At 54.7% G+C, this 23,211-nt stretch carries 23 protein-coding genes and 2 tRNA genes; 7 read left to right on the top strand and 18 right to left on the bottom strand.

Annotated features, from left to right (window positions below; all coding sequences use genetic code 11):
• The first annotated feature begins 34 nt into the window (after window positions 1–34).
• The 3 genes from CPA57_RS00905 to CPA57_RS00895 all read left to right on the top strand — a co-directional run bounded on the left by CPA57_RS00905 (window position 35) and on the right by CPA57_RS00895 (window position 4,166).
• Window positions 35–895, top strand: coding sequence for an undecaprenyl-diphosphate phosphatase (locus tag CPA57_RS00905; protein WP_182080686.1), 861 nt, complete (start codon window positions 35–37; stop codon window positions 893–895).
• A 131-nt stretch (window positions 896–1,026) separates the two neighbouring features.
• Window positions 1,027–2,529 carry an APC family permease gene (locus CPA57_RS00900; RefSeq protein WP_182080684.1) on the top strand — a complete coding sequence of 501 codons (1,503 nt, stop codon included), beginning with the start codon at window positions 1,027–1,029 and terminating at the stop codon, window positions 2,527–2,529.
• An 89-nt stretch (window positions 2,530–2,618) separates the two neighbouring features.
• A complete protein-coding gene (locus tag CPA57_RS00895; RefSeq protein ID WP_182080682.1) occupies window positions 2,619–4,166 on the top strand; it encodes an APC family permease in 1,548 nt (515 codons plus the stop codon).
• Between the two features lie 72 nt (window positions 4,167–4,238).
• Here the strand turns inward: CPA57_RS00895 and CPA57_RS00890 are convergent, their stop codons facing one another.
• The gene (locus CPA57_RS00890) at window positions 4,239–5,444 is read right to left on the bottom strand and encodes a mechanosensitive ion channel family protein (protein ID WP_182080680.1); all 1,206 of its coding nucleotides are present in this window, start codon (window positions 5,442–5,444) and stop codon (window positions 4,239–4,241) included.
• Window positions 5,445–5,627: 183 nt separating this feature from the next.
• Between CPA57_RS00890 and CPA57_RS00885 the strand changes: the two genes are divergently transcribed.
• A tRNA-Met gene (locus CPA57_RS00885) sits at window positions 5,628–5,702 on the top strand.
• A gap of 175 nt (window positions 5,703–5,877) precedes the next feature.
• Here the strand turns inward: CPA57_RS00885 and CPA57_RS00880 are convergent.
• The gene (locus CPA57_RS00880; protein WP_182080678.1) at window positions 5,878–6,333 is read right to left on the bottom strand and encodes a DUF4167 domain-containing protein; all 456 of its coding nucleotides are present in this window, start codon (window positions 6,331–6,333) and stop codon (window positions 5,878–5,880) included.
• A gap of 176 nt (window positions 6,334–6,509) precedes the next feature.
• A complete protein-coding gene (gene prmC / locus CPA57_RS00875) occupies window positions 6,510–7,373 on the bottom strand; it encodes a peptide chain release factor N(5)-glutamine methyltransferase (RefSeq protein WP_182080676.1) in 864 nt (287 codons plus the stop codon).
• A gap of 47 nt (window positions 7,374–7,420) precedes the next feature.
• On the opposite strand from prmC, the gene CPA57_RS00870 reads away from it, so the two are divergent.
• Window positions 7,421–7,909 carry a hypothetical protein gene (locus tag CPA57_RS00870; RefSeq protein WP_229709148.1) on the top strand — a complete coding sequence of 163 codons (489 nt, stop codon included), beginning with the start codon at window positions 7,421–7,423 and terminating at the stop codon, window positions 7,907–7,909.
• 20 nt (window positions 7,910–7,929) lie between these two features.
• On the opposite strand, the gene prfA is transcribed toward CPA57_RS00870, so the two are convergent.
• From prfA to CPA57_RS00840, 6 genes are all read right to left on the bottom strand, one after another.
• On the bottom strand, window positions 7,930–9,003 hold the full coding sequence (prfA, locus tag CPA57_RS00865; protein ID WP_182080674.1) for a peptide chain release factor 1: 1,074 nt from the start codon (window positions 9,001–9,003) through the stop codon (window positions 7,930–7,932).
• Complete coding sequence (gene hisS, locus CPA57_RS00860; RefSeq protein ID WP_182080672.1) at window positions 9,000–10,250, bottom strand: histidine--tRNA ligase; 1,251 nt, start codon at window positions 10,248–10,250, stop codon at window positions 9,000–9,002. The genes prfA and hisS overlap by 4 nt, the downstream gene beginning before the upstream one ends.
• The gene (ispG, locus tag CPA57_RS00855; protein WP_077395637.1) at window positions 10,250–11,371 is read right to left on the bottom strand and encodes a flavodoxin-dependent (E)-4-hydroxy-3-methylbut-2-enyl-diphosphate synthase; all 1,122 of its coding nucleotides are present in this window, start codon (window positions 11,369–11,371) and stop codon (window positions 10,250–10,252) included. The genes hisS and ispG overlap by 1 nt, the downstream gene beginning before the upstream one ends.
• A 73-nt stretch (window positions 11,372–11,444) precedes the next feature.
• A complete protein-coding gene (locus tag CPA57_RS00850; RefSeq protein ID WP_229709238.1) occupies window positions 11,445–12,611 on the bottom strand; it encodes a helix-turn-helix domain-containing protein in 1,167 nt (388 codons plus the stop codon).
• A 51-nt stretch (window positions 12,612–12,662) separates the two neighbouring features.
• Window positions 12,663–13,712 carry an NAD(P)H-dependent flavin oxidoreductase gene (locus CPA57_RS00845; RefSeq protein ID WP_182080669.1) on the bottom strand — a complete coding sequence of 350 codons (1,050 nt, stop codon included), beginning with the start codon at window positions 13,710–13,712 and terminating at the stop codon, window positions 12,663–12,665.
• The gene (locus CPA57_RS00840; RefSeq protein WP_182080667.1) at window positions 13,709–15,019 is read right to left on the bottom strand and encodes an aspartate kinase; all 1,311 of its coding nucleotides are present in this window, start codon (window positions 15,017–15,019) and stop codon (window positions 13,709–13,711) included. Before CPA57_RS00840 ends, CPA57_RS00845 begins: the two co-directional genes overlap by 4 nt.
• A 126-nt stretch (window positions 15,020–15,145) precedes the next feature.
• Between CPA57_RS00840 and ubiG the strand changes: the two genes are divergently transcribed.
• A complete protein-coding gene (ubiG, locus tag CPA57_RS00835) occupies window positions 15,146–15,910 on the top strand; it encodes a bifunctional 2-polyprenyl-6-hydroxyphenol methylase/3-demethylubiquinol 3-O-methyltransferase UbiG (protein ID WP_229709146.1) in 765 nt (254 codons plus the stop codon).
• Between the two features lie 61 nt (window positions 15,911–15,971).
• Here ubiG and CPA57_RS00830 read toward each other — a convergent pair whose 3' ends face one another.
• From CPA57_RS00830 to CPA57_RS00800, 7 genes are all read right to left on the bottom strand, one after another.
• On the bottom strand, window positions 15,972–17,213 hold the full coding sequence (locus CPA57_RS00830; RefSeq protein ID WP_182080663.1) for a lactonase family protein: 1,242 nt from the start codon (window positions 17,211–17,213) through the stop codon (window positions 15,972–15,974).
• A gap of 118 nt (window positions 17,214–17,331) precedes the next feature.
• Window positions 17,332–17,814, bottom strand: a complete 483-nt coding sequence (locus tag CPA57_RS00825; RefSeq protein WP_229709237.1) for a DUF2147 domain-containing protein — start codon at window positions 17,812–17,814, stop codon at window positions 17,332–17,334.
• On the bottom strand, window positions 17,792–18,052 hold the full coding sequence (gene grxC / locus CPA57_RS00820; protein ID WP_182080661.1) for a glutaredoxin 3: 261 nt from the start codon (window positions 18,050–18,052) through the stop codon (window positions 17,792–17,794). Before grxC ends, CPA57_RS00825 begins: the two co-directional genes overlap by 23 nt.
• 33 nt (window positions 18,053–18,085) lie before the next feature.
• Window positions 18,086–18,838, bottom strand: a complete 753-nt coding sequence (locus CPA57_RS00815; RefSeq protein WP_182080659.1) for a ComF family protein — start codon at window positions 18,836–18,838, stop codon at window positions 18,086–18,088.
• 77 nt (window positions 18,839–18,915) lie between these two features.
• Window positions 18,916–20,325 carry a phosphoglucomutase/phosphomannomutase PgmG gene (gene pgmG, locus CPA57_RS00810; protein WP_182080657.1) on the bottom strand — a complete coding sequence of 470 codons (1,410 nt, stop codon included), beginning with the start codon at window positions 20,323–20,325 and terminating at the stop codon, window positions 18,916–18,918.
• A 16-nt stretch (window positions 20,326–20,341) separates the two neighbouring features.
• Window positions 20,342–21,211 (bottom strand): UTP--glucose-1-phosphate uridylyltransferase, encoded by an 870-nt coding sequence (locus CPA57_RS00805; RefSeq protein ID WP_182080655.1) that lies wholly within the window; start codon window positions 21,209–21,211, stop codon window positions 20,342–20,344.
• 203 nt (window positions 21,212–21,414) lie between these two features.
• Window positions 21,415–21,500 (bottom strand) — tRNA-Leu (locus CPA57_RS00800).
• A gap of 84 nt (window positions 21,501–21,584) precedes the next feature.
• Between CPA57_RS00800 and lipB the strand changes: the two genes are divergently transcribed.
• Entirely contained in the window at window positions 21,585–22,283 is a 699-nt protein-coding gene (lipB, locus tag CPA57_RS00795) for a lipoyl(octanoyl) transferase LipB (RefSeq protein ID WP_407647549.1), read from the top strand.
• On the opposite strand, the gene CPA57_RS00790 is transcribed toward lipB, so the two are convergent.
• Both CPA57_RS00790 and CPA57_RS00785 read right to left on the bottom strand, forming a co-directional pair.
• On the bottom strand, window positions 22,267–22,899 hold the full coding sequence (locus CPA57_RS00790; RefSeq protein WP_182080652.1) for a LolA family protein: 633 nt from the start codon (window positions 22,897–22,899) through the stop codon (window positions 22,267–22,269). The two genes, lipB and CPA57_RS00790, sit on opposite strands and share 17 nt — an antisense overlap.
• Window positions 22,896–23,195, bottom strand: coding sequence for a BolA family protein (locus tag CPA57_RS00785; RefSeq protein ID WP_182080650.1), 300 nt, complete (start codon window positions 23,193–23,195; stop codon window positions 22,896–22,898). Before CPA57_RS00785 ends, CPA57_RS00790 begins: the two co-directional genes overlap by 4 nt.
• Window positions 23,196–23,211: the final 16 nt, after the last annotated feature.

The following is a 23,211-nucleotide window of genomic DNA, read 5'->3' as shown; positions in this document are numbered from 1 at the left end:
AGTTCCTTCACCCTAAGACAGACCGTGGTTCCGCATGACATATTTACAGGCCATTATTCTTGCCGTTGTTCAAGGCATTACGGAACCTTTCCCTGTCAGCAGTCTTGGTCATGCCGTTCTTCTTCCCGGGCTGCTACATTGGTCACTGGATGAACACAGCCCAACCTTCCTCCCCTTTCTCACCATGTTACATGTGGGAACGCTGGTTGCTCTGGCCAATGTCTTCTGGTCGGACTGGTCCGCTATTCTTCTAGGTCTTTTCTCTCCCCGTAGAACAGCCAAAGCACATAACAAGGCACTCTACCTGTGCAGTCTGCTTGTTATCGCCACCATACCGGCTGTCATTATGGGGGGGCTGTTCGAGCATCATCTACGACATGTCTTTGCCAACCCCTTCATGGTGGCAGGCTTTTTAACGCTCAACGGGCTGCTCCTGATCCTGACTGAAATCATGCGTCGTCGGTCCCTTCGTTACGAGCAACATACAGCCTACCCGACGCAAGAACTCAGCTGGAAAGACGCCTTCATCATAGGTCTCTGGCAATGTCTGGCCCTGCTTCCCGGGCTTTCACGCTCCGGTGCTACCATCAATGGCGGTCTGATGCGGGGGCTGGATCACCTAACAGCCACACGTTTCTCCCTGCTCATGGCCCAGCCCATCATTCTGGCTGCTACGGTAAAAGAAGCGTGGCAGCTCCGGCACGTCCACCTTTCTAACACCATGATTAGCCAGTCCCTTCTTGGGGCCATCGTAGCTGGAATTACCGCCCTTATCTGTTCCCGCCTCCTGCTACGTTTCTTCCATGATGATAACAAAAATACTCTGACGGGCTTTGGCATTTACTGCCTTCTAGCGGGTATCGGCAGTGCCTGCCTTCTTCATTTCCATCTCTAAAGGCAGAAAACTCCTATCCAAATAATTTACAAATCCCCCCTGAACCGTCATGAAAGAAAACATTCCGGTATCATACCATTTCAGGCCCGTTATGCAGGACTCGTGATCCCTATGCCCCAGCTGGAAACACCATGAACAAGGCACGTCGTAAAACTCTCTCCCAGATTCAATCTGCGGGAGAGCAACACAATTTCAAACGCAGTCTCGGCGCTACGCAACTACTGCTCATGGGTGTGGGAACGGCCATCGGAGCAGGGGTCTATGTTATCACAGGGACAGCAGCTGCAGAATATGCAGGCCCTTCCGTTCTTCTCTCCTTCCTGATTGCGGCAGCGTCCTGTCTGTTCACGGCATTCTGCTACGGTGAACTAGCCTCCACCTTCCCGGTTTCCGGGTCGGCTTATGCTTATGCTTATCTCTCCATGGGAGAAAAAATGGCATGGGTAATCGGCTGGCTTCTCCTGCTAGAATACGGCATTGCTGGGACCGCCGTAGCAGCGGGGTTCTCGGGTTATCTGACCTCCCTACTCAAGGGATGCGGCATCTACCTGCCAGATGTGATCACACAGACCACTTTTCAATCCATACCGCACTCCAGCAGCGGGCTGCTGACCTTCCACCCAAGCATCAATCTGATTGGTCTGGCAGTCATGCTCTTCATCAGTTTGGTTCTCACCCGTGGTATAGAGGCAGCAGCCCGATTCAATACAGCCTTTGTCAGCATCAAAATTGGTGTTCTGGCACTGTTTGTCGGCGTTGGCGTGTTCTATCTCCATCCTGCCAATTGGCACCCTTTCATCCCGCCTTCGCAGGGGAATTTCCATTTTGGGGTGGCAGGGATTTTCCGGGCAGCCTCAATCATCTTCTTCGCTTATGGTGGGTTTGAGACCGTATCCACCGCTGCGGCAGAAGCCCGCAACCCAACCAGGGATGTGCCTATCGGCATCATCGGTAGTCTCGTCATCTGTACGTTAGTTTATGTCATCGTGGCAGCTATCCTGCTGGGTATCGCCCCTTATCAGATGTTGGATGTAGCCGATCCGCTAGCCGTTGCTACAGGGCTGATCCATAAACCTTGGCTTGCCTTTCTCATCAATGCTGGTGCAACGGTCGGGCTCTTCTCCGTACTGATCGGCCTCCTTTATGCCATTTCCCGTATGGTCCATGCCATCAGCCATGATGGCCTCCTGCCCCGCGTCTTTAGTGTTGTGCATCCACATTTCAGAACCCCCTGGCTGGCCACGTTGATTCTTGGCTTCATCATGGGGCTGATGAGTGCGACCATGCCAATTGCCCTGCTAGGAGACCTGCTCTGCATCGGAACCACGCTGGCCTTTGCCATTGTCTGCTTCACCGTCATATGGCAACGCAACAAGGCACCTAACGCCCCTCGCCCTTTTCAGGTTCCGCTCGGCGGTATTCGCATCCGGGGTGTCTGGCTAGGAGTTACACCCATGCTCGGGATTTTCTTCTGCCTTTGCATGCTGGTGCCATTAGGGCTCAACATGCTGCACGTCACACTGCACGGGAATATCATCCCACTCGTGTTTTTTGTCCTCTACACAGGGTTAGGTTTTGCAACCTACCTGTTCTATGGGCGGCATAATTCCACCATGAAGCACCCACCCTCCTAATAAGCCGTAGCTGTTTTTTTTCAGGCCATACGCTACAACGCCTTCCATCTCACTGACTGTTTCCATTTTCTGGACGATCCACCACCTTTATGAGCAAACATCCCTCCTCCTCTACCAGACGGCGTCGTGACCCACGGCGCAAGACCATGCATCAGATCACGGCAGAGAATGACTCCGTCACGCTCAAAAGAAGTTTAACAGCCACACAACTACTACTCATGGGGGTTGGGACGACCGTCGGTGCGGGGGTCTATGTTATGACCGGAACAGCCGCTGCCGAATATGCTGGCCCTGCCGTACTACTCGCGTTTCTGATTGCAGCGGCAGCATGTCTTTTCACAGCCTTCTGTTATGGGGAGCTGGCCTCCACCTTCCCGGTTTCAGGCTCTTCCTACTCTTACGCCTATATCTCCATGGGGGAACGGGCTGCCTGGCATGTTAGCTGGCTGATGCTACTGGAATACGGCATTTCCTGCACCGCCGTGGCGGCTGGCCTTTCAGGTTACATGAATTCCCTGCTGGGTATCTTCAACATACATCTACCCATTTGGCTAACCCAGACCAGTCTCCAGCCTGTCCCCGGCTCCGAAGGAACGGCTTTGACGGCGGGTTTCCGGCTTGATCTGATCGGCTTCATTTCTGTTCTGCTCGTTACGGCCCTTCTAGCCCGTGGTGTAGAAGAATCGGCACGTTTCAACTCGCTCGTAGTGGCCTTGAAGATTGGTGTTCTTTTCCTGTTTCTTATCATTGGCGTTAGCTACATCACACCGGCAAACTGGCATCCTTTCATCCCACCAGCTCAGGAGCATTTCCACTTTGGGGTGGCGGGTATCTTCCGGGCAGCATCCATCATTTTCTTTGCCTATGGCGGGTTTGAAGCCGTCTCCACAGCATCCTCGGAGGCACGCAACCCAACCCGTGACATCCCAATCGGCATTATTGGCAGCCTGCTCATTTGCACATTGATCTATGTGGCTGTAGCGGCTGTTCTGCTGGGGATTGTTCCTTACACCAAACTAAACGTAGCTGATCCACTCGCCGTTGCTACAGAAGCCATGGGTAAACCGTGGCTAGCTCTACTCGTAAATGGAGGAGCCACCATAGGTCTATCCTCTGTTCTGCTCGGCCTCATGTACGGGCAGTCCCGTATCCTTCTGACCACCGGACGGGATGGTCTCATCCCCGCCGTCTTCAGCAGAATCCACAAACGCTATCGCACGCCTGCCCGAGGCACGTTCATCATGGGGGCCATCATTGCCCTGATGACGGCTACCCTCCCCATCGATATCATCAGTGATCTCGTCTCACTGGGCACCGCTCTAGCCTTTGCCATGGTCTGCTTTACCGTCATCTGGCAGCGGAATTACGCTGCTGACACTCGGCGCCCCTTTAGTGTACCGCTAGGCGGAATCCGCATCCGCGGCTTCTGGATTGGCGTTACGCCTGTCCTAGGGATCATTTTCTGCCTGATTATGATCCTACCTCTGATCTTCAACATGATTCACGCCCTACTGGGTGGCAATCCGGTGCCTGTCATCCTCCTGGTGACCTACTTCCTAATCGGGGCATTAACCTACCGCTTCTACGGCTATCACAACTCTCGTATGGCCAATCCATCAGCCTCGACAAAGCCGTAAAAAATAAGCCCGTCAGCTCTGGCTAGACCAGAACTGACGGGCCATTCCTCGTCTAAAGACGGTAATTACCGATCATCCCTTGCCCTCGCGACCACTCCCTGGGCCCATATAACTACCCGGCGGAGGACGATGAACCGGTGGCGAGAGCAACGTATCGGGGTCGGTTATATCCAACCGTGCACCTGTCTCTGGTGAAACAAAAGCCACACGCCGCCGCGGTAAAGCCTGAGGGAATTTCTCCCGAATGCAAGCTATGGCCTTCTCTCGAATGTCACAACGCAGGTCCCAGCTCTGCATAGCGTTGCGGGCACTCGCAATGACACGCACAGACATGGCCTGATCAGTACAATCCGACACCTGAGCATCGAACACCTTACCATCCCAAAGCGGGCAATTCCGTACAATCTCCCGCAGCATGTCCCGGATTTCATCCATCGGGGCATCATAATCGAGCCACAAAAACACAACGCCTGTTATGGCAGCAGAGTTATGTGTCCAGTTTTCGAACCGGTTTTCCAGAAAATAAGAAATGGGCACGATATGCCGCCGCCAGTCCCAGACACGCAGCACGACATAAGTCGCCGTAATCTCTTCCACCCAACACCAATCCCCATTGATGACGACCAAATCCTCCATACGGATGGGCTGAGTGATAGCAATCTGCACACCGGCAATCAGATTCGTAAGCAACCCACGGGCTGACAAACCAACAATCAACGAAGCCGCTCCCGCAGAGGCAAAGAGCGAGACACCGTATTGCTTGACCGATGGAAACAACATCAAGGCCGAGGCAACGGTGATAAGGCCGATCAAGATTTCACCCAGCCGCCGGAGAACCTTGATCTGCGTCTGATGAGCACGAGCCATGATATCATCGGCATAATCAAGCCGTGCTAAACGATTCAGGTAAGCCTCTGACAGCAGACGAAACATGCTGATGAGCGAAAAGCCAAAAACAAGAATCAGCAAAAAGAAGAAAAATAGCCGGAGGTTCTGCTCCTCCTCATACGAGAAACCCGTTGCAGCTGGCAGTGCTGCCAATAAGGTCAGCAATGTGACCATAATCTGCATAGGCCGCCGTAGTGCGCTGACGGTATTGCGAATCATAGCCCCGCTGCGTGTGCCGGGGATACGTAGAATCAATGCACTTGCCCCATGCCCCGCATAGAACGCTGTCAGGCCGACGATAACGAGCATCAAAACTGACACCAACGCAGGTGGTAGCCAGGAAAGCGCATTGCTGAATGCAAAGAGAATATTTGTGAAATGTTGGGACAAAAGAAAACGGCCTCTGACTGAAGGTTCAACACGCCATCAGCGGAAAATGACAGCCCTGCCGCAGGAAGTGAATAGAAAACAACAAAAAAACATAATGATATTTCCCCACCCCTGTTGACTTCTGCCCTCATCTGCCATAAAAGCACCCTCATCGGAAGGCAAACGCCTTCTAGAGGACATGATGGCGGCGTAGCTCAGTGGTAGAGCAGGGGAATCATAATCCCTTGGTCGGCGGTTCAAATCCGTCCGCCGCTACCATCTTTCCTCCCCTTTCCCGGAAAATCTTCATAAGATAGAGCATCGTATCAGGTGCGGCTTGAGCAGTACGGCAAATCATACCTCCGCTGTTCCTCAATGCTGTGAAACGGATGTAAAAAAAGCAGGCCGACATAGATCGACCTGCTTCCCATATAGCCTACTCGTGAGAAGGACCTTAATCCTCGTCGTCCTGATCTACCTCTTCTTCGCGCTTCTCAGCACGCCGACGACGTTCCGGCGGACGACGTTCACTTGCGGGAGCTGGAGCCTCCTCATCGTCCTGCTCCTGCCGTTCCCGGCGTTCCTGCCGTGCCTGCTCATAATTACGCTGCCGTTCAGCACGCTCCTGCTGAGCAGCTTGAGCGGCCTGATTCATGGCATTGAGCACACGGAAATAATGTTCAGCATGCTGAAAATAAGCCTCTGCCTGCACACGGTCACCGGTGCCTGTCGCATCACGACCAAGCTGGAGATATTTCTCAAACAGCTGCTGGGCAGTACCACGAATGCGCAGATCAGGCCCGTTGCTCTCAAAAACATGATTCCGGTTCAGCGGAATCTGACCATTATTGCCACGGGATGCTCCTCCACCGCCGCCTGAACGATGATGACGGTTCCTCATTCGCTTCATATTTTCAAACCCGCAATCTTGTCACAATGGCGCTATTAGCAGCCAATCTGCCGCTTCTTCCCATATTGTCCGAAGAAACATCACTCTCAGAGGAAACGACACTTTACCGTTTGACTGACAGCCATCACTGTAATGCTGTCCATCCCCTGTATTTTCCTATAACAATCTATCAGGCATCAGCCCATAAGCCAACTGCTTTCCTTAGAAAAGGCAAGAACAAGGGCACGTTCTACACCGCCCAAATCCTTCCTACATTCCAGCACCGTAAGGCCTTCCTCTGCCGCCAACGCAGTGACGGCCTGTGCCTGCCCTATTCCCAGCTCCAATACGGCACAACCGTCTTCTGCAAGCAGACGTGGTAAACTTTTACATAAGATCCTATAAGCCGTTAACCCATCATCCCCACCATCAAGCGCCCGATGCGGTTCGTACACTGCTACATCCGGCATCAGCCGGGCCATCTCCGCATGTTCAATGTACGGCGGGTTAGATAGAACAACATCAAACCGCCCCCTCACCGCAGCATCCCAATCCCCTGCTATAAAATCCGCCCGGTCCGACAGGCCGTTACGGCGTGCATTCTGTTGCGCTAGAGCGGCGGCCGCTGGTGCAATATCCACCCCCAGCCCCCAGGCCTGCGGATACTCGCTCAATGCGGCCAGCAGAAGACATCCTGTTCCAGTACCGAGGTCTAAGACAGATCGGACAGCCTGCCGGTCCCGCCGATGGTCTAGCAGAGCCTCCAGCAAGGTCTCACTATCCCCACGGGGAATGAGAGTTTCCGGCGAGACATACAGGTCCAGCGTCCAGAATCCCTGCTCCCCGATGATGAAGGCAACTGGCTCCCGCTGGCTACGCCGTTGGATAGCAGCTTGAAATTTTTCTGCTGCATCGTCCGGAATCTCGTCCCGCTGCATCAGTTCCATCCGGGTCCAGCCACAGGCCCAGCACAGCAACAAACGAGCCTCTGACGCTGCCTCTTCTATCCCAGCCTGAAAAAGTCTCTCCCTCGCCTGTTCCAAAAGATTTATTTTACGCATAGACGCTATCCCTGATCGACCGCTTTCTCATTCCAGGAAGACCAGACATGATACCATCCCGTTTCCTGCGTTCTCTGCTCTTTCCTCTCGGCCTCAGCGTCCTGCTGATTCCCGCTGCGAAAAGTGAAACCATCAACCCCATGCCGGATGGACCAACCGGAGGGAGCTTTACCGTTCATGATGGCCGGGCCCCTGATGAAGTATCAGAATCCACTCGCCTCTATCTCAATGGCCATCTGGCGGCAACATTCCGTCTTGATCTGGCCCATGCTGATGACACAGCCACAATCCCCCTACCATTGGGCCGTGTCGATATTCCTTACACACTCTGCGGCACTGTAACGGTCATGCATGATGGCCATGCCGAAACCCGGAATGTCAGCGGAGAAGGTGTTCTACACAATCCAGACGGTCATTATTTTGAAGCTGTTGGCAGCGAGAACTTCAAGGATTTCTTCCTAATGGATGAAACTGACCTATCGGCCGCCGACCATCGCAATGGTGCTTCATCCCGCTGCGTATCCTCCACCAGCTAATCAGCAGGATGGACCATCCATCAAGGGCTGCCGATTTCCTCCGCCAATAAGGCCATCTGCTCATGATGGGTCAGGGCATTAACAATCTCGTCAAACTCCCCCCCCATGACCTGATCAATCTTATAGAGCGTCAGATTAATGCGGTGATCGGTCACCCGGCCCTGAGGGAAATTATAAGTCCGTATCCGCTCGGAACGGTCGCCCGTGCCAACCTGCGACTTTCTGTCCGCTGCCCGATTATCGTGTGCCTTCTGGCGCTCTGCCTCATAAAGTCGAGCACGCAGAATCTGCATAGCCTTTGCCTTATTGCGATGCTGGCTCTTTTCTTCCTGCATAGCCACCACAACACCCGTTGGCAGATGTGTAATACGGACAGCACTCTCCGTCTTATTCACATGCTGCCCCCCCGCACCGGAGGCCCGGAAGACATCAATCCGCAGGTCTTCTTCATTCACCTGCACATCAACCTCTTCAGCTTCTGGCAGCACAGCCACCGTTACTGTGGAAGTATGAATCCGTCCCTGATTTTCCGTAGCGGGGACACGCTGGACACGATGCACACCGGACTCATATTTGAAGCGAGCAAACACACCTCGCCCGGTGATGGTAGCCATCCCCTCCCGGATGCCGGACAGATCACTTTCCGTCAGAGACATGACCTCAAAACGCCAGCCATTGGCCTCGGCAAAACGACGGTAGGCTTCAAAGAGTTCCGCAGCGAAAAGAGCTGCTTCATCTCCACCAGCAGCGGGGCGAACCTCCAGAATGGCACTACGTTCATCAGCGTCATCCCGTGGTAGAAGTGCCAGCTGCATGCTCTGCTCTAGGGCTGGCATGTCCGCTTCGACCTCTTCCAGCTCCATCCGGGCCAGCTCCCGCATTTCCGGGTCCTGCATTAAGGCCTGTGCTTCTTTCTGGCGCTTCTGTGCCGCCTGCCATGCCCGGATGGCCTCCACGGGTTTCTCCATAGCGGCATAGTCCCGGGAAAGACGAACGAACTCCTCCCCGCTCGCCTCCCCAGAGGCCATCATTGCCTGCATTTCCTCAAAGCGGGCAATGATCTGTTCCAGCTTATGCTCCATAGCCGCACTCATGAGGCCCGGGCACGCTCCAGCACAGAAACGATATCCGCCACGGGTACCTCTTCCTGCTCCCGTGAGGCCAGATGACGCAGCTGCACAACATCCCGTGCCAGATCATCATCCCCAAGGAAAAGAGCATGAGACGCACCAGACTGTACAATGCGGTCCATGCGTTTCTTCATGTTTCCTCGTGTCTCGATCGAAACGGACAGGCCACTATCCCGCAGAGAGCGAGAAATAGACGCCGCCTTAAGCAGGGCCGCATCTCCCATAGGCAGAATAGCCACATCGCTGACGTCAGCCACTGGAGCCTCAATCAGAGCGGCAAGCCGCTCAACACCCGCTGCCCAACCGATACAAGGCACGGCAGGGCCGCCCATTTCTTCAACAAGCCCCTCATACCGGCCACCAGCCAGCACCGTGCCCTGTGCCCCCAGCTTATCCGTAACAAATTCGAACACGGTGTGACTGTAATAATCCAGCCCACGAACGATCCGAGGATTTTCTACAAATGCAACCCCAAACGCCTCCAGAGCGGCTTTCAGCTCACCCCAGAAAGTACGGGATTCGTCATTGAGGTAATCATCAAAAGCTGGTGCATCAGCCAGCAGAGCCCTGTCCTGCTCTGCCTTGCTATCCAGAATCCGCAAGGGATTGATCTCAAGCCGTGAGCGGCTGTCTTCAGAGAGACGGTCCTCATGTTGACGGAAATAGGCCACCAGAGCCTCACGCCATGCCATACGGCTCGCCTTATCGCCCAGCGTGTTCAGCTCAAGCCGCAGATCATCCCCCAAACCAAGCGCCACAAGAAAATCCCGGGCCATGGCGATAATCTCAGCATCACGGAAGGGGCTTTCCGCACCGATCAGCTCCGCACCAATCTGATGAAACTGACGGAAACGCCCTTTCTGTGGCCGCTCATACCGGAACATCGGACCGGTATAGAAAATCTTCTGTGGAAGGGCCTGCGTCAGGGAGTTAGAGACCAGCGCACGAGCCACACCCGCCGTCCCTTCTGGACGAAGGGTCAGGCTCTCCCCACCACGATCTTCAAAGCTATACATCTCCTTTGAGACAACGTCTGAACTTTCCCCCAGAGAGCGGGCGAAAACGTGTGTATCCTCAAAGATAGGCGTTGCCCACTGGCTGAAACCATAGCGATGGAAAATCGTTTTTCCCATCCCCGTGACCTTCTGGTGGCGGCGCATATCTTCACCCAGAAGGTCTTTTGTTCCCCGTGGCGGCTGAAAGCGTGCCATTAGTGCGCTGCCTTCTCGGCGGTTCCTGCCTCAATGGCAGCCACACGAGCTTCTACCAGTTCCACGATATGTTCAATCATGTTCTCAGCAGGCATAGTGTGATCCTGCTTACCGGCTGCATAAACCATGTGCCGACCAGAGCCGCCACCTGTCACGCCAATATCGGTCATCAGGGCTTCACCCGGACCATTGACCACACACCCAATGATAGAAAGCGTCAGCGGCGTTTTGATATGCTGGAGACGGTCCTCCAACGTCTGGACTGTATCCACCACATTGAAGCCCTGACGGGCACAGGATGGGCAGGAGATGATCTTCACACCACGGTGACGCAGGCCGAGGGACTTGAGAATATCCCATCCCACCAGCACCTCTTCTTCTGGGGGGGCAGAAAGGGAAACACGCATCGTATCACCCACACCAGCCCAAAGAAGATTACCAAGACCAAGTGCGGACTTCACCGTTCCTGCACGCTTAGAACCTGCTTCAGTAATACCGATATGCAGCGGGTGGTCACAGCAAGCAGCTAACTGTTTGTAAGCTTCCACCGCCATGAAGACATCGGAAGCCTTCACGCTGATCTTGAATTCATGGAAGTCGTGATCCTCAAGAATCTTTGCGTGTTCCAGTGCGCTTTCCACCAGGGCTTCTGGCTTCGGCTCACCGTACTTCTCCAGCAGGTGACGCTCTAACGAGCCAGCATTCACACCAATACGGATGGAACAACCGTGGTCACGAGCAGCCTTGACGACTTCGCGCACACGGTCGGCACTACCGATATTGCCCGGATTAATACGCAGGCAAGCTGCACCAGCCGCAGCCGCCTCGATAGCCCGTTTGTAGTGGAAGTGAATATCCGCCACGATCGGCGCATTAACTTCCTCTACGATGGTTTTCAGGGCTTTGGTACTTCCCTCATCAGGACAGGATACACGGACGATATCCACGCCAGCCATTTCAGCTTTGCGGATCTGAGCAATCGTTCCTTCAATATCCGTTGTTAGCGTGTTGGTCATGGTCTGCACCGAAACCGGCGCATCACCACCAACGGCAACATTACCAACATAGATCTTCCGTGATTTACGGCGTTCAATATGCTGATAGGGACGTAAACTGCTCATCAATAACCTCTCCGGGTCCTGACTGGACTGACCCATGATTGACGTGACCGCATACATGAACGGTCACAGGATTTTACTGGCTGCGTTCATCCGCTGCTTCCGGTGCTGCGGTCACTCCAGTGGCAAGAGAACCGTAGCCATAATGGCCCTGCTCCACAGATGCCGCATCGACCGTCAGATTGCGGACAACCCTGCCACGCAGCCCTAGGGGAGCGCTTACAACATTCCCCGCCTGAAAAACAACACCCCCGGCATTACCGCTGGTAACATGATACGTCTCCCCAGCATTGCCCTGCCAGCTCTCTCCCTTCTTCAGCACCCGGGCCAGCAAAGACTTCCCAGAAGCATCAATAATCTGCACCCAGCTATCTTCACGAACCAGAAGCTCGACCCGATCGCCTGCATCCTGATTCGGAGTTGAAGTTGCTTGTGTTGGCACAGATGGTTGAGCCGGGACCTTAGGAGCCTCCGGTACAGACTGCACAGAAGGAACGGAAGCCCCCGCAGGAACATCAGCCGGATGATCACCCCCAGTATGGGAAATGTCATTTCCTGCAGCATCAACGGTAGAAGGCACTGCGGTTGCCGATGGAGAAACGACTTCCGGCGCTGGCGGCAGATCAGGCGTATCTTTCGCCCCATCATCCGGTTTAGTCGCCGCTTCCTGCGCCCCAACAGGTGCGGATGCTGCCCCAGACTGAGCCATTACGGGCTGACTAGCTGGAGCTTGAGCGGCCTGCGGAGGGGCAGCTGGTGCGACCGCAGCGTGCGGAACCTCAGCATTATCGGCCAGATGAGATGGCATTATGGACGAAGCAAGCTGCCCGTGGGAGGAGAAATGATACCATCCTGCATAGCCCCCAGCGATAACAACCAGCCCAATACCCAGCAGGACCCAAAGCCCTGCTGAACGTCCTTCCTGCGGGCCGGGGAGAGTCAGATGAACGGTCTGGCGCTTTGGCGTAAGAGCAGAGAGCTCCCGCTTCGCCTGCTGTATGAGCTCCTCACTCTCCATCCCCAGCAGGCAAGCATAGCTCTTGATAAATCCAAGAGCATAGACTGCATCTGGCAAGTCGGAATAGCGGCCGCTCTCGATAGCTTGAAGCGTTGCAAGCCTTACCTTCAGATAAGCCTCAACATCCTCCAACTTCCAGCCCAGCTCCTTACGCCGGGCCATCAAGCGCCCCCCAAGAGTGGCAGATGACTGGCCGGCCATATCCTGCCTCATTTTATCGTCCATCACGTCACCCCCTCTTCCTCATATAACCAGACCTTCAATCCGAAGGTAGCGTTACTGTGCAGGCTCCGCATGGATACGCCGCTCACGCTTCTGAAGAGCTTCCACGGCCTGATCCACCAGAGTATTGATGATATCCGCTACCGGCCTGATTTCCTTAACCATCCCGACAGACTGACCGGCCATCATGGAGCCGTTTTCCACGTCTCCTTCAATAACGGCACGCCGCAGGGCCCCAGCCCAGAAATGCTCAATCTCCAGCTGAGCCGCTTCCCGCTCGATCTCTCCCTTACGGAAACGCTCGATCACATCAGCCTGATGGGTCATGAAATGGCGTGTCGCAGCATTGGAAAGGCCACGCACCGGGATAACCGGAAAACGCTCATCCAGCTGTACGGACATCACAGCATCACGAGCATTGCCCCGGCGGAAGGCCTCCTTAAAGCGTTCGTGGGCAATGCTTTCCTTGGAGGCAGCAAAGACCGTTCCAAACTGCCCGCCAGCAGCGCCCTGCTCAAGATAAGACAGGACCGCATCACCACGACCAAGACCACCGGCTACGAAAACGGGAACCTCTGTGATATTGGGAAGAATTTCCTGCGCCAGAACATTCAAAGATACTGGCCCGACATGCCCGCCAGCTTCGGAGCCTTCGATAACAAGAGCTTCGATCCCCAGCTTCACGAGCCGTTTACCTAGAGCCAGCGCAGGCGCAAACCCCATGACCCTTGCCCCACCATCACGCACCCGGCGGATGGTGGCACCAGTCGGCACGCCACCTGCCAGCACGACATGCGTCACTTTATGTGCAAGGCAAACATCCACGAGCGCATCCAGCTTCGGATGCATGGTAATGAGATTCACACCAAAGGGCTTATCCGTCAGTGCCTGAGTAGCAACAATCTCTTCCTCAAGCCGTTCCGGCTCCATCGCCCCACAGGCGATCACTCCGAAACCACCCGCATTAGAAATGGCTGAAACCAGATTGCGCTCACTCACCCATGACATGGCACCGCCAAGGAGAGCATAGCGGCTGCCCAGAAAGTCACACCCCGGTTTCCAAAGCTGATCCAGCGTTTCGCGTGCGTTCATTGTCCCGCTCATGCCCCTGCTCCTTCGGCCGCATCCAGCCCATAGGCCGTATGCAGCGCCCGCATGGCCAGCTCCATATATTCTGCGTCAATCAGAACGGAAATCTTAATTTCGCTTGTAGAAATTACCTGAAGGTTGATCCCTTTTTCTGCCAATGTCCGGAACATAGTAGTCGCCACACCCGTGTTAGAGCGCATACCCACACCGACCACGCTGATCTTTGCAACATTCTTGGAAGTGTTCAGGTCGCCATAACCAATCTCGGGGCGCATTTCTTCCAGAATCTGGCAAGCCCGGCCTTCATCTCCCTTGCTAACGGTGAAGGTCATGTTCGTGCTACGATCTGCACCAATGCTCTGCACGATCATATCCACATTCAGTCCTGCAGCGGAGAGGGGTTCGAATATTCTTGCTGCAATGCCCGGCTCATCAGGCACCTGCCGGATGGTAATCTTCGCATCATCCATGGAATACGCAATACCGGTCACCAGCTTCTTTTCCACGCTTTCGTCCTCATCCACTACAATGGTTCCGCTGTTCTCATCCGTCTCTACGAAAGAGGACAGAACACGCACATGCACCTTTTCCCGCATGGCTAGTCCCACGCTGCGGGTCTGAAGAACCTTGGCACCGACAGAGGCCAGCTCCAGCATTTCTTCATAAGTAATCTGCTCAAGACGGCGAGCCTGCTTCACGATACGCGGGTCAGTCGTATAAATACCATCTACGTCCGTATAAATATCACACTGATCAGCCTTGATAGCGGCAGCCAATGCTACAGCAGACGTATCGGAGCCTCCCCGCCCCAACGTGGCAATGCGCCCTTTGGCATCCACGCCTTGAAAGCCTGCAATCACAGGCACGATACCCTGATCCATACACTGGCGCAGGGCCGTTCCATCTACATCCTCGATAGCAGCACAACCATGCATCTCATCAGTCAGCAGAGGAATCTGCCACCCCTGAAATGAACGGGCCGGTACGCCTAACGCCCCCAGAGCAATAGCAAGCAAACCACTTGTCACCTGCTCACCCGAAGCCACCACCGCATCATATTCCGCCGGGTCTGCCTGCGCATTCAACGTGCGGCAATAATCTACCATCTGGTTGGTCACGCCCGACATAGCGGAAACAACCACCGCCACACGCTGGCCTTTAGCTCTTTCCTTCCGGACCTTCTCCGCTACAATACGAATACGTTCTAGGTCTTTGACGGACGTCCCGCCAAACTTCATCACGACCGTACGGGGGGCCGACCGACCTGAGAAAGCACTATCAGCAGATCGTGCTGCATCATCCGAACAGTCGTGTATGGACATCGGGCAGAAAGCTCCAAGAATAAGGCTATCATTACATAAATATCCGTTTCACATAGCTCTCCTGCTCTTTCACGTCTAGCCACAACATGGCAGAAAAGCACCATGAAAGCCGGGAGGAGCGTCAGAATGCCTGTTTCATCACCTTCACTATCCAGCGAACCACACAAAGAGACATCGTCTGTTATCGATGATGAAATCAATCAGTTCAGTGCGCTTGCGAAAGACTGGTGGAATCCTAAAGGTCCCATGGCACCACTCCATGCCATGAACCCCCTGCGAACCTCTTGGATTGTCAAACATCTTCCCACGTCACTGTTCCAGCAGCCCGCACCGCCCACCCTGCTAGACATCGGTTGTGGGGCTGGACTGGCAAGTGAACGCTTTGCCTCCTTAGGGTTTGACACCCTGGGCGTTGATGCCAGTGAAGAGGGCATACAGGCTGCCAAGGCACATAAGAGCCTCCACCCCCTCCCTCCTCAGGCAGCTCCATTGTATTATCTATGTAGTAATGCGGAAATCCTTCTTGATGAGGGGCGTCAATTTGATGTGGTCTCGGCACTAGAAATCATCGAGCATGTAAGAGACCCTCAGGTCTTTCTTTCCCTGCTGGCCGGGCTGACCAAAAAAGGCGGCTATGTTGCCGTCTCCACTATGGACCGTAGTCTGCGTTCCTTTCTAATGGCCAAGCTAGGGGCGGAATATGTGCTGCGCCTCCTCCCTGTTGGCACCCATGACTGGAGAAAATTTATCCGCCCGGAAGAGCTGGACAGCATGGCTCGACACGTGGGGCTCCGGCTGCTGGACCTGAAGGGTCTCTCCTACCGCCCGCCACACTGGCGGGAAAGCCACGATACCAGCATTAATTACATTGCCCTCTTTCAGAAGGACTGACCAAAAAGAAAGGCGCCACAAACGGGCGCCTTTCCTCTGCTCTATCACCCTCTGAAACTGATCAGGAATCAGCCACCATAAAGGCGAAGGTTGTCGGGCTACCAACAGCGGTAAAGTGATTGGTGAAGACCGGCTTGCCTGTCTCACGGTCCACACGGAAAGCTGTGACAGAATCAGACCGCTGGTTCGCACAGAACAGGAATGTCCCGCTCGGGTCGAACATCATGGCACGACCGTAGTCGGCATGCATCCAAACCTCATCTTCCAGCGTCAGCGTGCCATCCATACCGACAGAGAATACGGCTAGAGAATCGCCCAGACGGTTGGAAACATACACAAACCGCCCGCTCTCAGCGAGCAGGATCTCAGCAGCCAGTGTGGAGCCCCGGAAATGGGACGTCACAGTGCTAACAGACTGAATCTGCGTGATGGCGCCTGTCTGCGGGTCAAACTTGGACACCACAACCTTAGAATTCTGTTCGCAGAGGTTGTACAGTACACGGCCTGAATGATCGAACACGAAATGACGCGGCGCAGAACCTGGCTCCATCTCATAGAATGGTGTTTTGGCCGGAATCAGCTTCCCTGTGGCCAGATCTAGCGTCCAGACATAGACACGGTCCAGCCCGGCATCATCCACCAGAACGAACTTACCGCTCGGATCGGTCGCAACCATGTGCGGATGAGCACCGGAATGATCGGAAACAGCGAAATTGCCTTCAGGATTATCCGCAGCACGCTCCGGCCGTTTCGGGCCGCTATTACGGACAACATCTGTTGCCTTACCCAAAGAGCCATCGGCATGAATAGGCAGAACAGCTACGCTGCCGCCCACATAGTTAGCGACCAGCAGATACTTCCCGGATGGATGGACGCTAAGGTGAGCCGGCACGGCCCCACCGGAGCTAACACTATTAATCTTAGCCAGTGTTCCGTTGCGTGTATCAACGGAGAACGCCGTCACAGAACCACTTCCGGTCTTATCAAAATCATCAATCTCGCTGAGAGCGTAGAGGAACTTCCGGTTACGGCTCAGCGTAATGAAAGACGGGCTGGGAATGTCCATAAACGTGGCGACCGGTGTCAAAAAGCCGGTATCACGATCCATCTCAAAAACAGAAATCCCCTTGCCGTTGCCTGCGCCGCCTGGAGGGGCATGTTCCGTATAGCCACCAACAAAGCACAGAATACGGGGTAGCGGTCCTTTCTGAGCCCGAGCTGCTCGCAAAGGCGACAGGGCCGTAGCAGCCCCCAGTCCGGCAAGCCCCAGAGCAAACTGACGCCGGGAAAGATTCTGTGACATAGTGTAGTTATCCTCCTTCAACTTCACCCTTATGGGAAGAACGGAGTGACGCTACCAAAAAACACCGTCCCCCATAAGAGTTATTCGCAGTCTGGAGGCAAAATGACATGGAAGCCAATCACTTTACCTTCATGCGGCACTGCTTACCGATTACCGGATTTGCGATACGGCTCCACGTCTGCGTCTCACCAAATAAGCTGAAGCCAACATACCCCCGCAACTTCAGGGTACCCCCCTTCCCGGACCACATGATGGCCTGATACGTTCGGCCAGTCCTCGGGTCCAGAATCGTGCCATGCCACTGCCCGCTCTTGTGGCGTTGCATGTCACTGATGATCTCCAGCCCACATTCCGAACGCCCCCAGACATCTTTCTCTGGTTCAGCTTCCGTATAGTCCATACCGACCAGCCAACCACAGAGACGATCCCCATCCGATGGGCAAGGAGCGATGTTGAAAATCCCATCCTTTTCCGCCACCAGCCACGTCCCTTCAAGAGTGGATGGTGTGCGGGCTTGCCCCTGTGGGGCTGCCATAACAGCACCGACAAGGACAAAAAGGGATATTGCGAGCCTCTTCTTAACGATGCCCGAGAAGCGCATCAAGCTGCCCATCCTGCTCCAGCTGCATAAGCTCACTGCACCCTCCTATGGATTTCCCATCAATGAAAATCTGAGGCACCGTCGTCCCCCCGCCTGAACGCTCCCGTGCTGTCTCCCGCTCTGCAGAGCCACGAGGGGCATGGATTTCCTCAAAAGGTACGTTCTTGGCCTGAAGCAGGCTGATAGCCCGGATGCAATACGGGCACCCCGGCTGCGTGTAGATTTCGACTTTCGACATATAACAGTCCTTTCTGATCCAGAAGGCCGGATGTCACGTCAATGTCACCCGAGCTGTTACAAGAATATCTACCGAAACACATTCATGCTCAAGTAATGCTTTTGCACAGGCTTCAGCCGTAGCCCCGGTTGTCAAAATATCATCAACCAGCACGATGGAGCGACCACGTAGCAGCTTCCGGTAACGGGACCGCACTGTAATAGCACCAGCCATCTGCTGGTACCGACCATGTCGGGAACGCCCTGCGAGGGCAACCGTCTTGAACCGGCGATGCAAAGCGGTCGGATAGCAGGTAAGCCCCCTGCTCCGGGCCAGATGGTTCGCTATCAATGCTGCCTGATTGTAGCCCCTCTGCCACAAACGCCCACGATGCACAGGGACAGGCACCAATACCACCGCCTCAGACGTCAGCAGATCCTCACCTGCCTGCGCCATAAAAGAGGCCAAAGCGGCGGCACGTTCAGTCCGCCCTCCATATTTCAACCCCATGAGAAGAGTGCGTGCCTGTCCTTCATACAAAAAAGCTGCCCGCCCCCTATGCCATGCCGGTGGGCGCATCTCGCACTCCGTACAAAGTGCCCCACGTTCGGCCATTTCTTCCTGCGTGATGGGTACAGCGCAAACATCGCAAAAAGGAGCATGAACAAAACGGAGCCCTGCAAAACAGCTCCCACACAGAAAGCCACCATTAGCGGCTATCTCTGCACCACACGAAACGCAACTGGGCGGAATGAGCCAGTTCAGCACATTCCGCCCAAGCTGTTTACCTCTATTAAGCCAGTCCATCTTTCAGAACACCAGCCATTCCTAACCGGGTATACACTCCTCCAGCTATGAACGCACATGGCCCGGGTGCCCCGTAATTAGTGCCCAGCGGCTGCAGCATCAAAGTCAGGTGCTTGAAGCCCGGAAGCCTCCAACTGGCTAACAAAAGCCTTTTTCAGGCGGGCCAGTCCCTCGTGAGACTGCGCCTCAATACGCCCAACGAGCACTGCCTGCGTATTGGAGGCACGGAGCAACCACCAACCATCAGCCGTATTCACACGAACGCCATCCACAGAAGAAACATCAGCCCCTTCCTTTTTCAGACGTTCTGCGACTTCCTTGATGACATCGAACTTGCGTGTATCCTCACAGGGGAAACGCAGCTCGGGTGTATTGACCATCTGCGGCAGGGCCTCACGCATAGCGGCCAGCGTGCCGGGCAGACGAGCTACGATACCAAGAATTCGGATCGCCCCGTACAGAGCATCATCAAAACCGTACCATTTATCGGCAAAGAAGATATGCCCGGACATCTCACCTGCCAGAGGGGAAGATGTTTCTGCCATCTTGCTCTTGATGAGGGAATGTCCTGTCCGCCACATCAGCGGCTTACCGCCAGCCTTGCCCACCTCATCGAACAGAACCTGACTAGCTTTAACATCCGCAATAATAGTGGCACCCGGATGCCTTTTCAGCACATCACGAGCAAGCAGAACCAGAATCTGGTCACCCCAGAGAATTTCACCCTTGCCATCTACCACGCCGACACGATCTGCATCGCCATCAAAGGCCACGCCAATATCGGCTTTCTTCTCCCGAACTGTCTTGATCAGGTCTTGCAGATTACCCTCGACGGTCGGGTCTGGGTGATGATTCGGGAATGTCCCGTCAATCTCGGGATACAGTACCGTATGCTCACCCGGCAGCTTCTTCACCAGACGTGCCAGCACGTCACCGGCAGCGGAGTTGCCATTATCCCATACGACCTTAAGCGGCTTTTCACCGTCATAGTCCTGAAGCAGACGCTCGATATAAGCCTCGGAAGGATCGATCGTCTCGACCTTTCCCTCTGCCTTGGGAACAACATCGCCTGCAGCCGCCAGACGGCCAACCTCACGAATCTGCTCACCAAAAAACGGCTTGCCCTTCAGCATCATCTTAAAGCCATTATGATCGGGCGGATTGTGGCTGCCGGTCACCATAATGGCACCGTCGGATTTCCCCGTGACAGCTGCATAATAGAGCATGGGAGTCGGCCCACGCCCGACACGGCGCACTGTCACGCCGGAATCGACAGCCCCCTGAACAAGAGCCTTTTCCAGTTCCGGTGAAGAAAGGCGGCCATCATAACCGACCGTCACCACACTTCCCCCGTCACGGCGGACCATGCTCGCAAAAACACGCCCCAACGCATAGGCGTCTTCAGGATGCAACGTTTTGCCCACAATGCCACGGATGTCATATTCGCGCAGGCTGGTAGGCTCAAAATGATGCTTGAATCCGGTCATGACCTTACATCCTCTCTCAAAGATATTTCTTCAGGAAGGCACGGACATCACCGGCCAGATCATCACGCTCCAGAGCCATAGCTATCTGTGCCTCAAGGAAGCCCAGCTTGCTGCCACAGTCAAAGCGCGTACCCTCATAGCGCAGACCATAGAACGGCACCTTGCCGATCATCTCGGCCATAGCATCCGTCAGCTGGACCTCACCGCCGACACCCTTCTTCAGGGCAGACAGAGGCTTGAGGACATCAGCCGTTAGAACGTAACGGCCGATAATGGCCAGATTGGAGGGTGCCACGGCCGGGTCTGGCTTCTCGACAAGGCCTGTAACCTCGACCCTACGGCCATCATCTTCACCGATTTTCAGCACGCCGTAACGGTCTGTCCACTCTTTGGGCACCTCATCAACTGCTACAACGTTACCGCCTGTCTGATGGTAAACGTCAGCCAGCTGAGCAACACAGCTACGTCCGCCCTTCACGATGTCATCTGGCAGGAGGATGGCAAAAGGGTCGCTCCCAATAAAGTTGCGGGCGCACCAAATAGCATGACCTAAGCCGAGCGGCACCTGCTGACGAACCGCCACAAGAGACCCTGCCTCTACGCTGCTGCTTGACAGAGCCTCGATAGCAGATGTCTTTTGACGTTCCCGCAATGTGCTTTCCAGCTCATAGGCAATATCAAAATAATCAATCAGATTGTCCTTGCCGCGAGCCGTAACCAGACAGAACTCCTCGATACCAGCAGCACGAGCCTCATCAATGGCATACTGGATCAGGGGCTTGTCCACGACAGGCAGCATTTCCTTCGGCATAGCCTTTGTCGCTGGGAGGAAACGGGTCCCCAGGCCTGCGACTGGCAAAACAGCTTTTTTCAATGGCTTGATCATCTGAGCTCTCTCTTCAATTCAAGATATACCAACGCACTACGGCTCCCTCTTAGGGAATGCAGGCCGCAGGGCAAGATGTACCCCAAAGTACATCTCGGATACAGAGGCTATCCCGATACCAACAATCAGTTTTTTATGAAAATGACGTAACATGGAGTTTCAACCATGTTAACTAACCATCTCTCTGCACTCTAGGGAGAGTATGGTGCGGCCGAGAAGACTCGAACTTCCACGGGGTTTCCCCCACAAGCACCTCAAGCTTGCGCGTCTACCATTCCGCCACGGCCGCCCCGTGGTCAGCGGCCCTATTTCCTCATCTGAGGCGTGACCGCTTCGGTGAAATGGCCTATAGCCCATCAAAACAGAGAGGGCAATGGTCATGACACAGTTTTATAAAGAAATTATCTGGCAGGTAGATAAAAAACTCTGCCCCTACCCGGAAGCTCTCACTTTCATGCGCCAGCAAGTCGAGGCCATACATCGACAACAAGCCCCCCAGCGTATCTGGCTGACAGAACACCCGCCCCTTTATACGGCCGGCACCTCGGCCAAGGCTGAAGACCTCATCAACCCTCATAATTATCCAACCTTTGAGGCCGGACGTGGAGGGCAATGGACTTATCACGGCCCAGGCCAGCGTCTCGCCTATATCATGCTGGACTTAACACGCCAGCATGGCCCTCTCCCCCCTCGGGATATCAGGGCATTCGTCCAAACTCTGGAACGCTGGCTTATTATGAGCCTTCAAGACATGAATATTGACGCTTTCACACGGGAAGGGCGCATTGGTGTCTGGTGCTTTGATTCTCAAACTGGGCAAGAAGCCAAAATCGCCGCTCTCGGAATCCGCGTCACACGCTGGGTCAGCTGGCACGGCATCTCGCTAAACGTCTCACCATCACTTAGTGACTTTGAAGGAATCATTCCTTGCGGCATTCGTGACTATGGCGTGACCAGCCTACAACGCTTCAACCCGTCCCTACGCATGCAAGATGCCGACGCTGCCCTTCTAAAAAACTGGGCAAGCCTGTTCGGCTCGCCAGCTCTGCCTGCCGCTATTCCGGCAGGATAAAGCTATCTTCAGAAACGGGCTGATTCTCCTGCACATCAAACAGGGAAAGGCCAAAATGATGATTCCGGGCATCAACACCCTGTATGCCTACGAGTGTCAGCTTACCACGCACATCTGCAAATTGGAGGGTCAGCAACCCTTGAGAGGGATTGTTGGCCTCCGCTACGGAGATTTGAAGCGATTCAGCACCACGGGATACGTTGGTAACCTGAACATCCCCATCGAAACTGACCGGACGACGGAGCAACAAGCCCAGCGGATTTCTCTTGAGAGATAAGTGCGTCACAGCACCATTATCAGCATTACGCAGAACAAAATGACCATCCCGGGCCACGGCCCGCATGGCATGGGGCACTTCATATACCATCTCGAAGCGGCCGGGCGCATAGGTGAAATGTCCATCACCCTGCTGGGCTGGGCCAGTCTGCACAAATGATGCCTGCAACGAGGTCAACCCGTTGAGATAATTTTCCACTCGGTGGATGTCGTGCTGGTCATTTGTGACAAGATGATCATAGCCGGATGTGGCACATCCTGTCAGACCCACAGCACCCAGCGGACCAGCCACCACACCCACCCAGAGCAGCAGGCTTCTGGCAATCATACGCCGCTTCATGGCTGGTTCTCCCCTTTCAGAGATAGAGAAAGGGCGTGAAGTCCTGTCTTGAATTCTTCAGCTAGAAGCTCATGCACAAGCCTATGCCGGGCCAGAGTTTTCATACCGTCAAACCGACTACTAACGACATGCAAGTGATAATGTGTCTCGCCTACCTGCGCTGGTCCTCGGCTCTGCTGGGCCTGAGTCTGCATAGCAGCATGGTGACGGTGGCGGGCACTATCATCCCGAATTTCCAGCACGGAGGGATGCAGAGCATCCTCTAGCACCGCCTTCATGCGGTCGCCTCTTTTCATTGGTTCTCTTCCACGC

It is taken from the genome of Bombella favorum (assembly GCF_014048475.1).
GTDB lineage: Bacteria > Pseudomonadota > Alphaproteobacteria > Acetobacterales > Acetobacteraceae > Bombella > Bombella favorum.
Note: the sequence above shows the minus strand (reverse complement) of the source record. Positions and strands in the feature narration are given on the sequence as shown.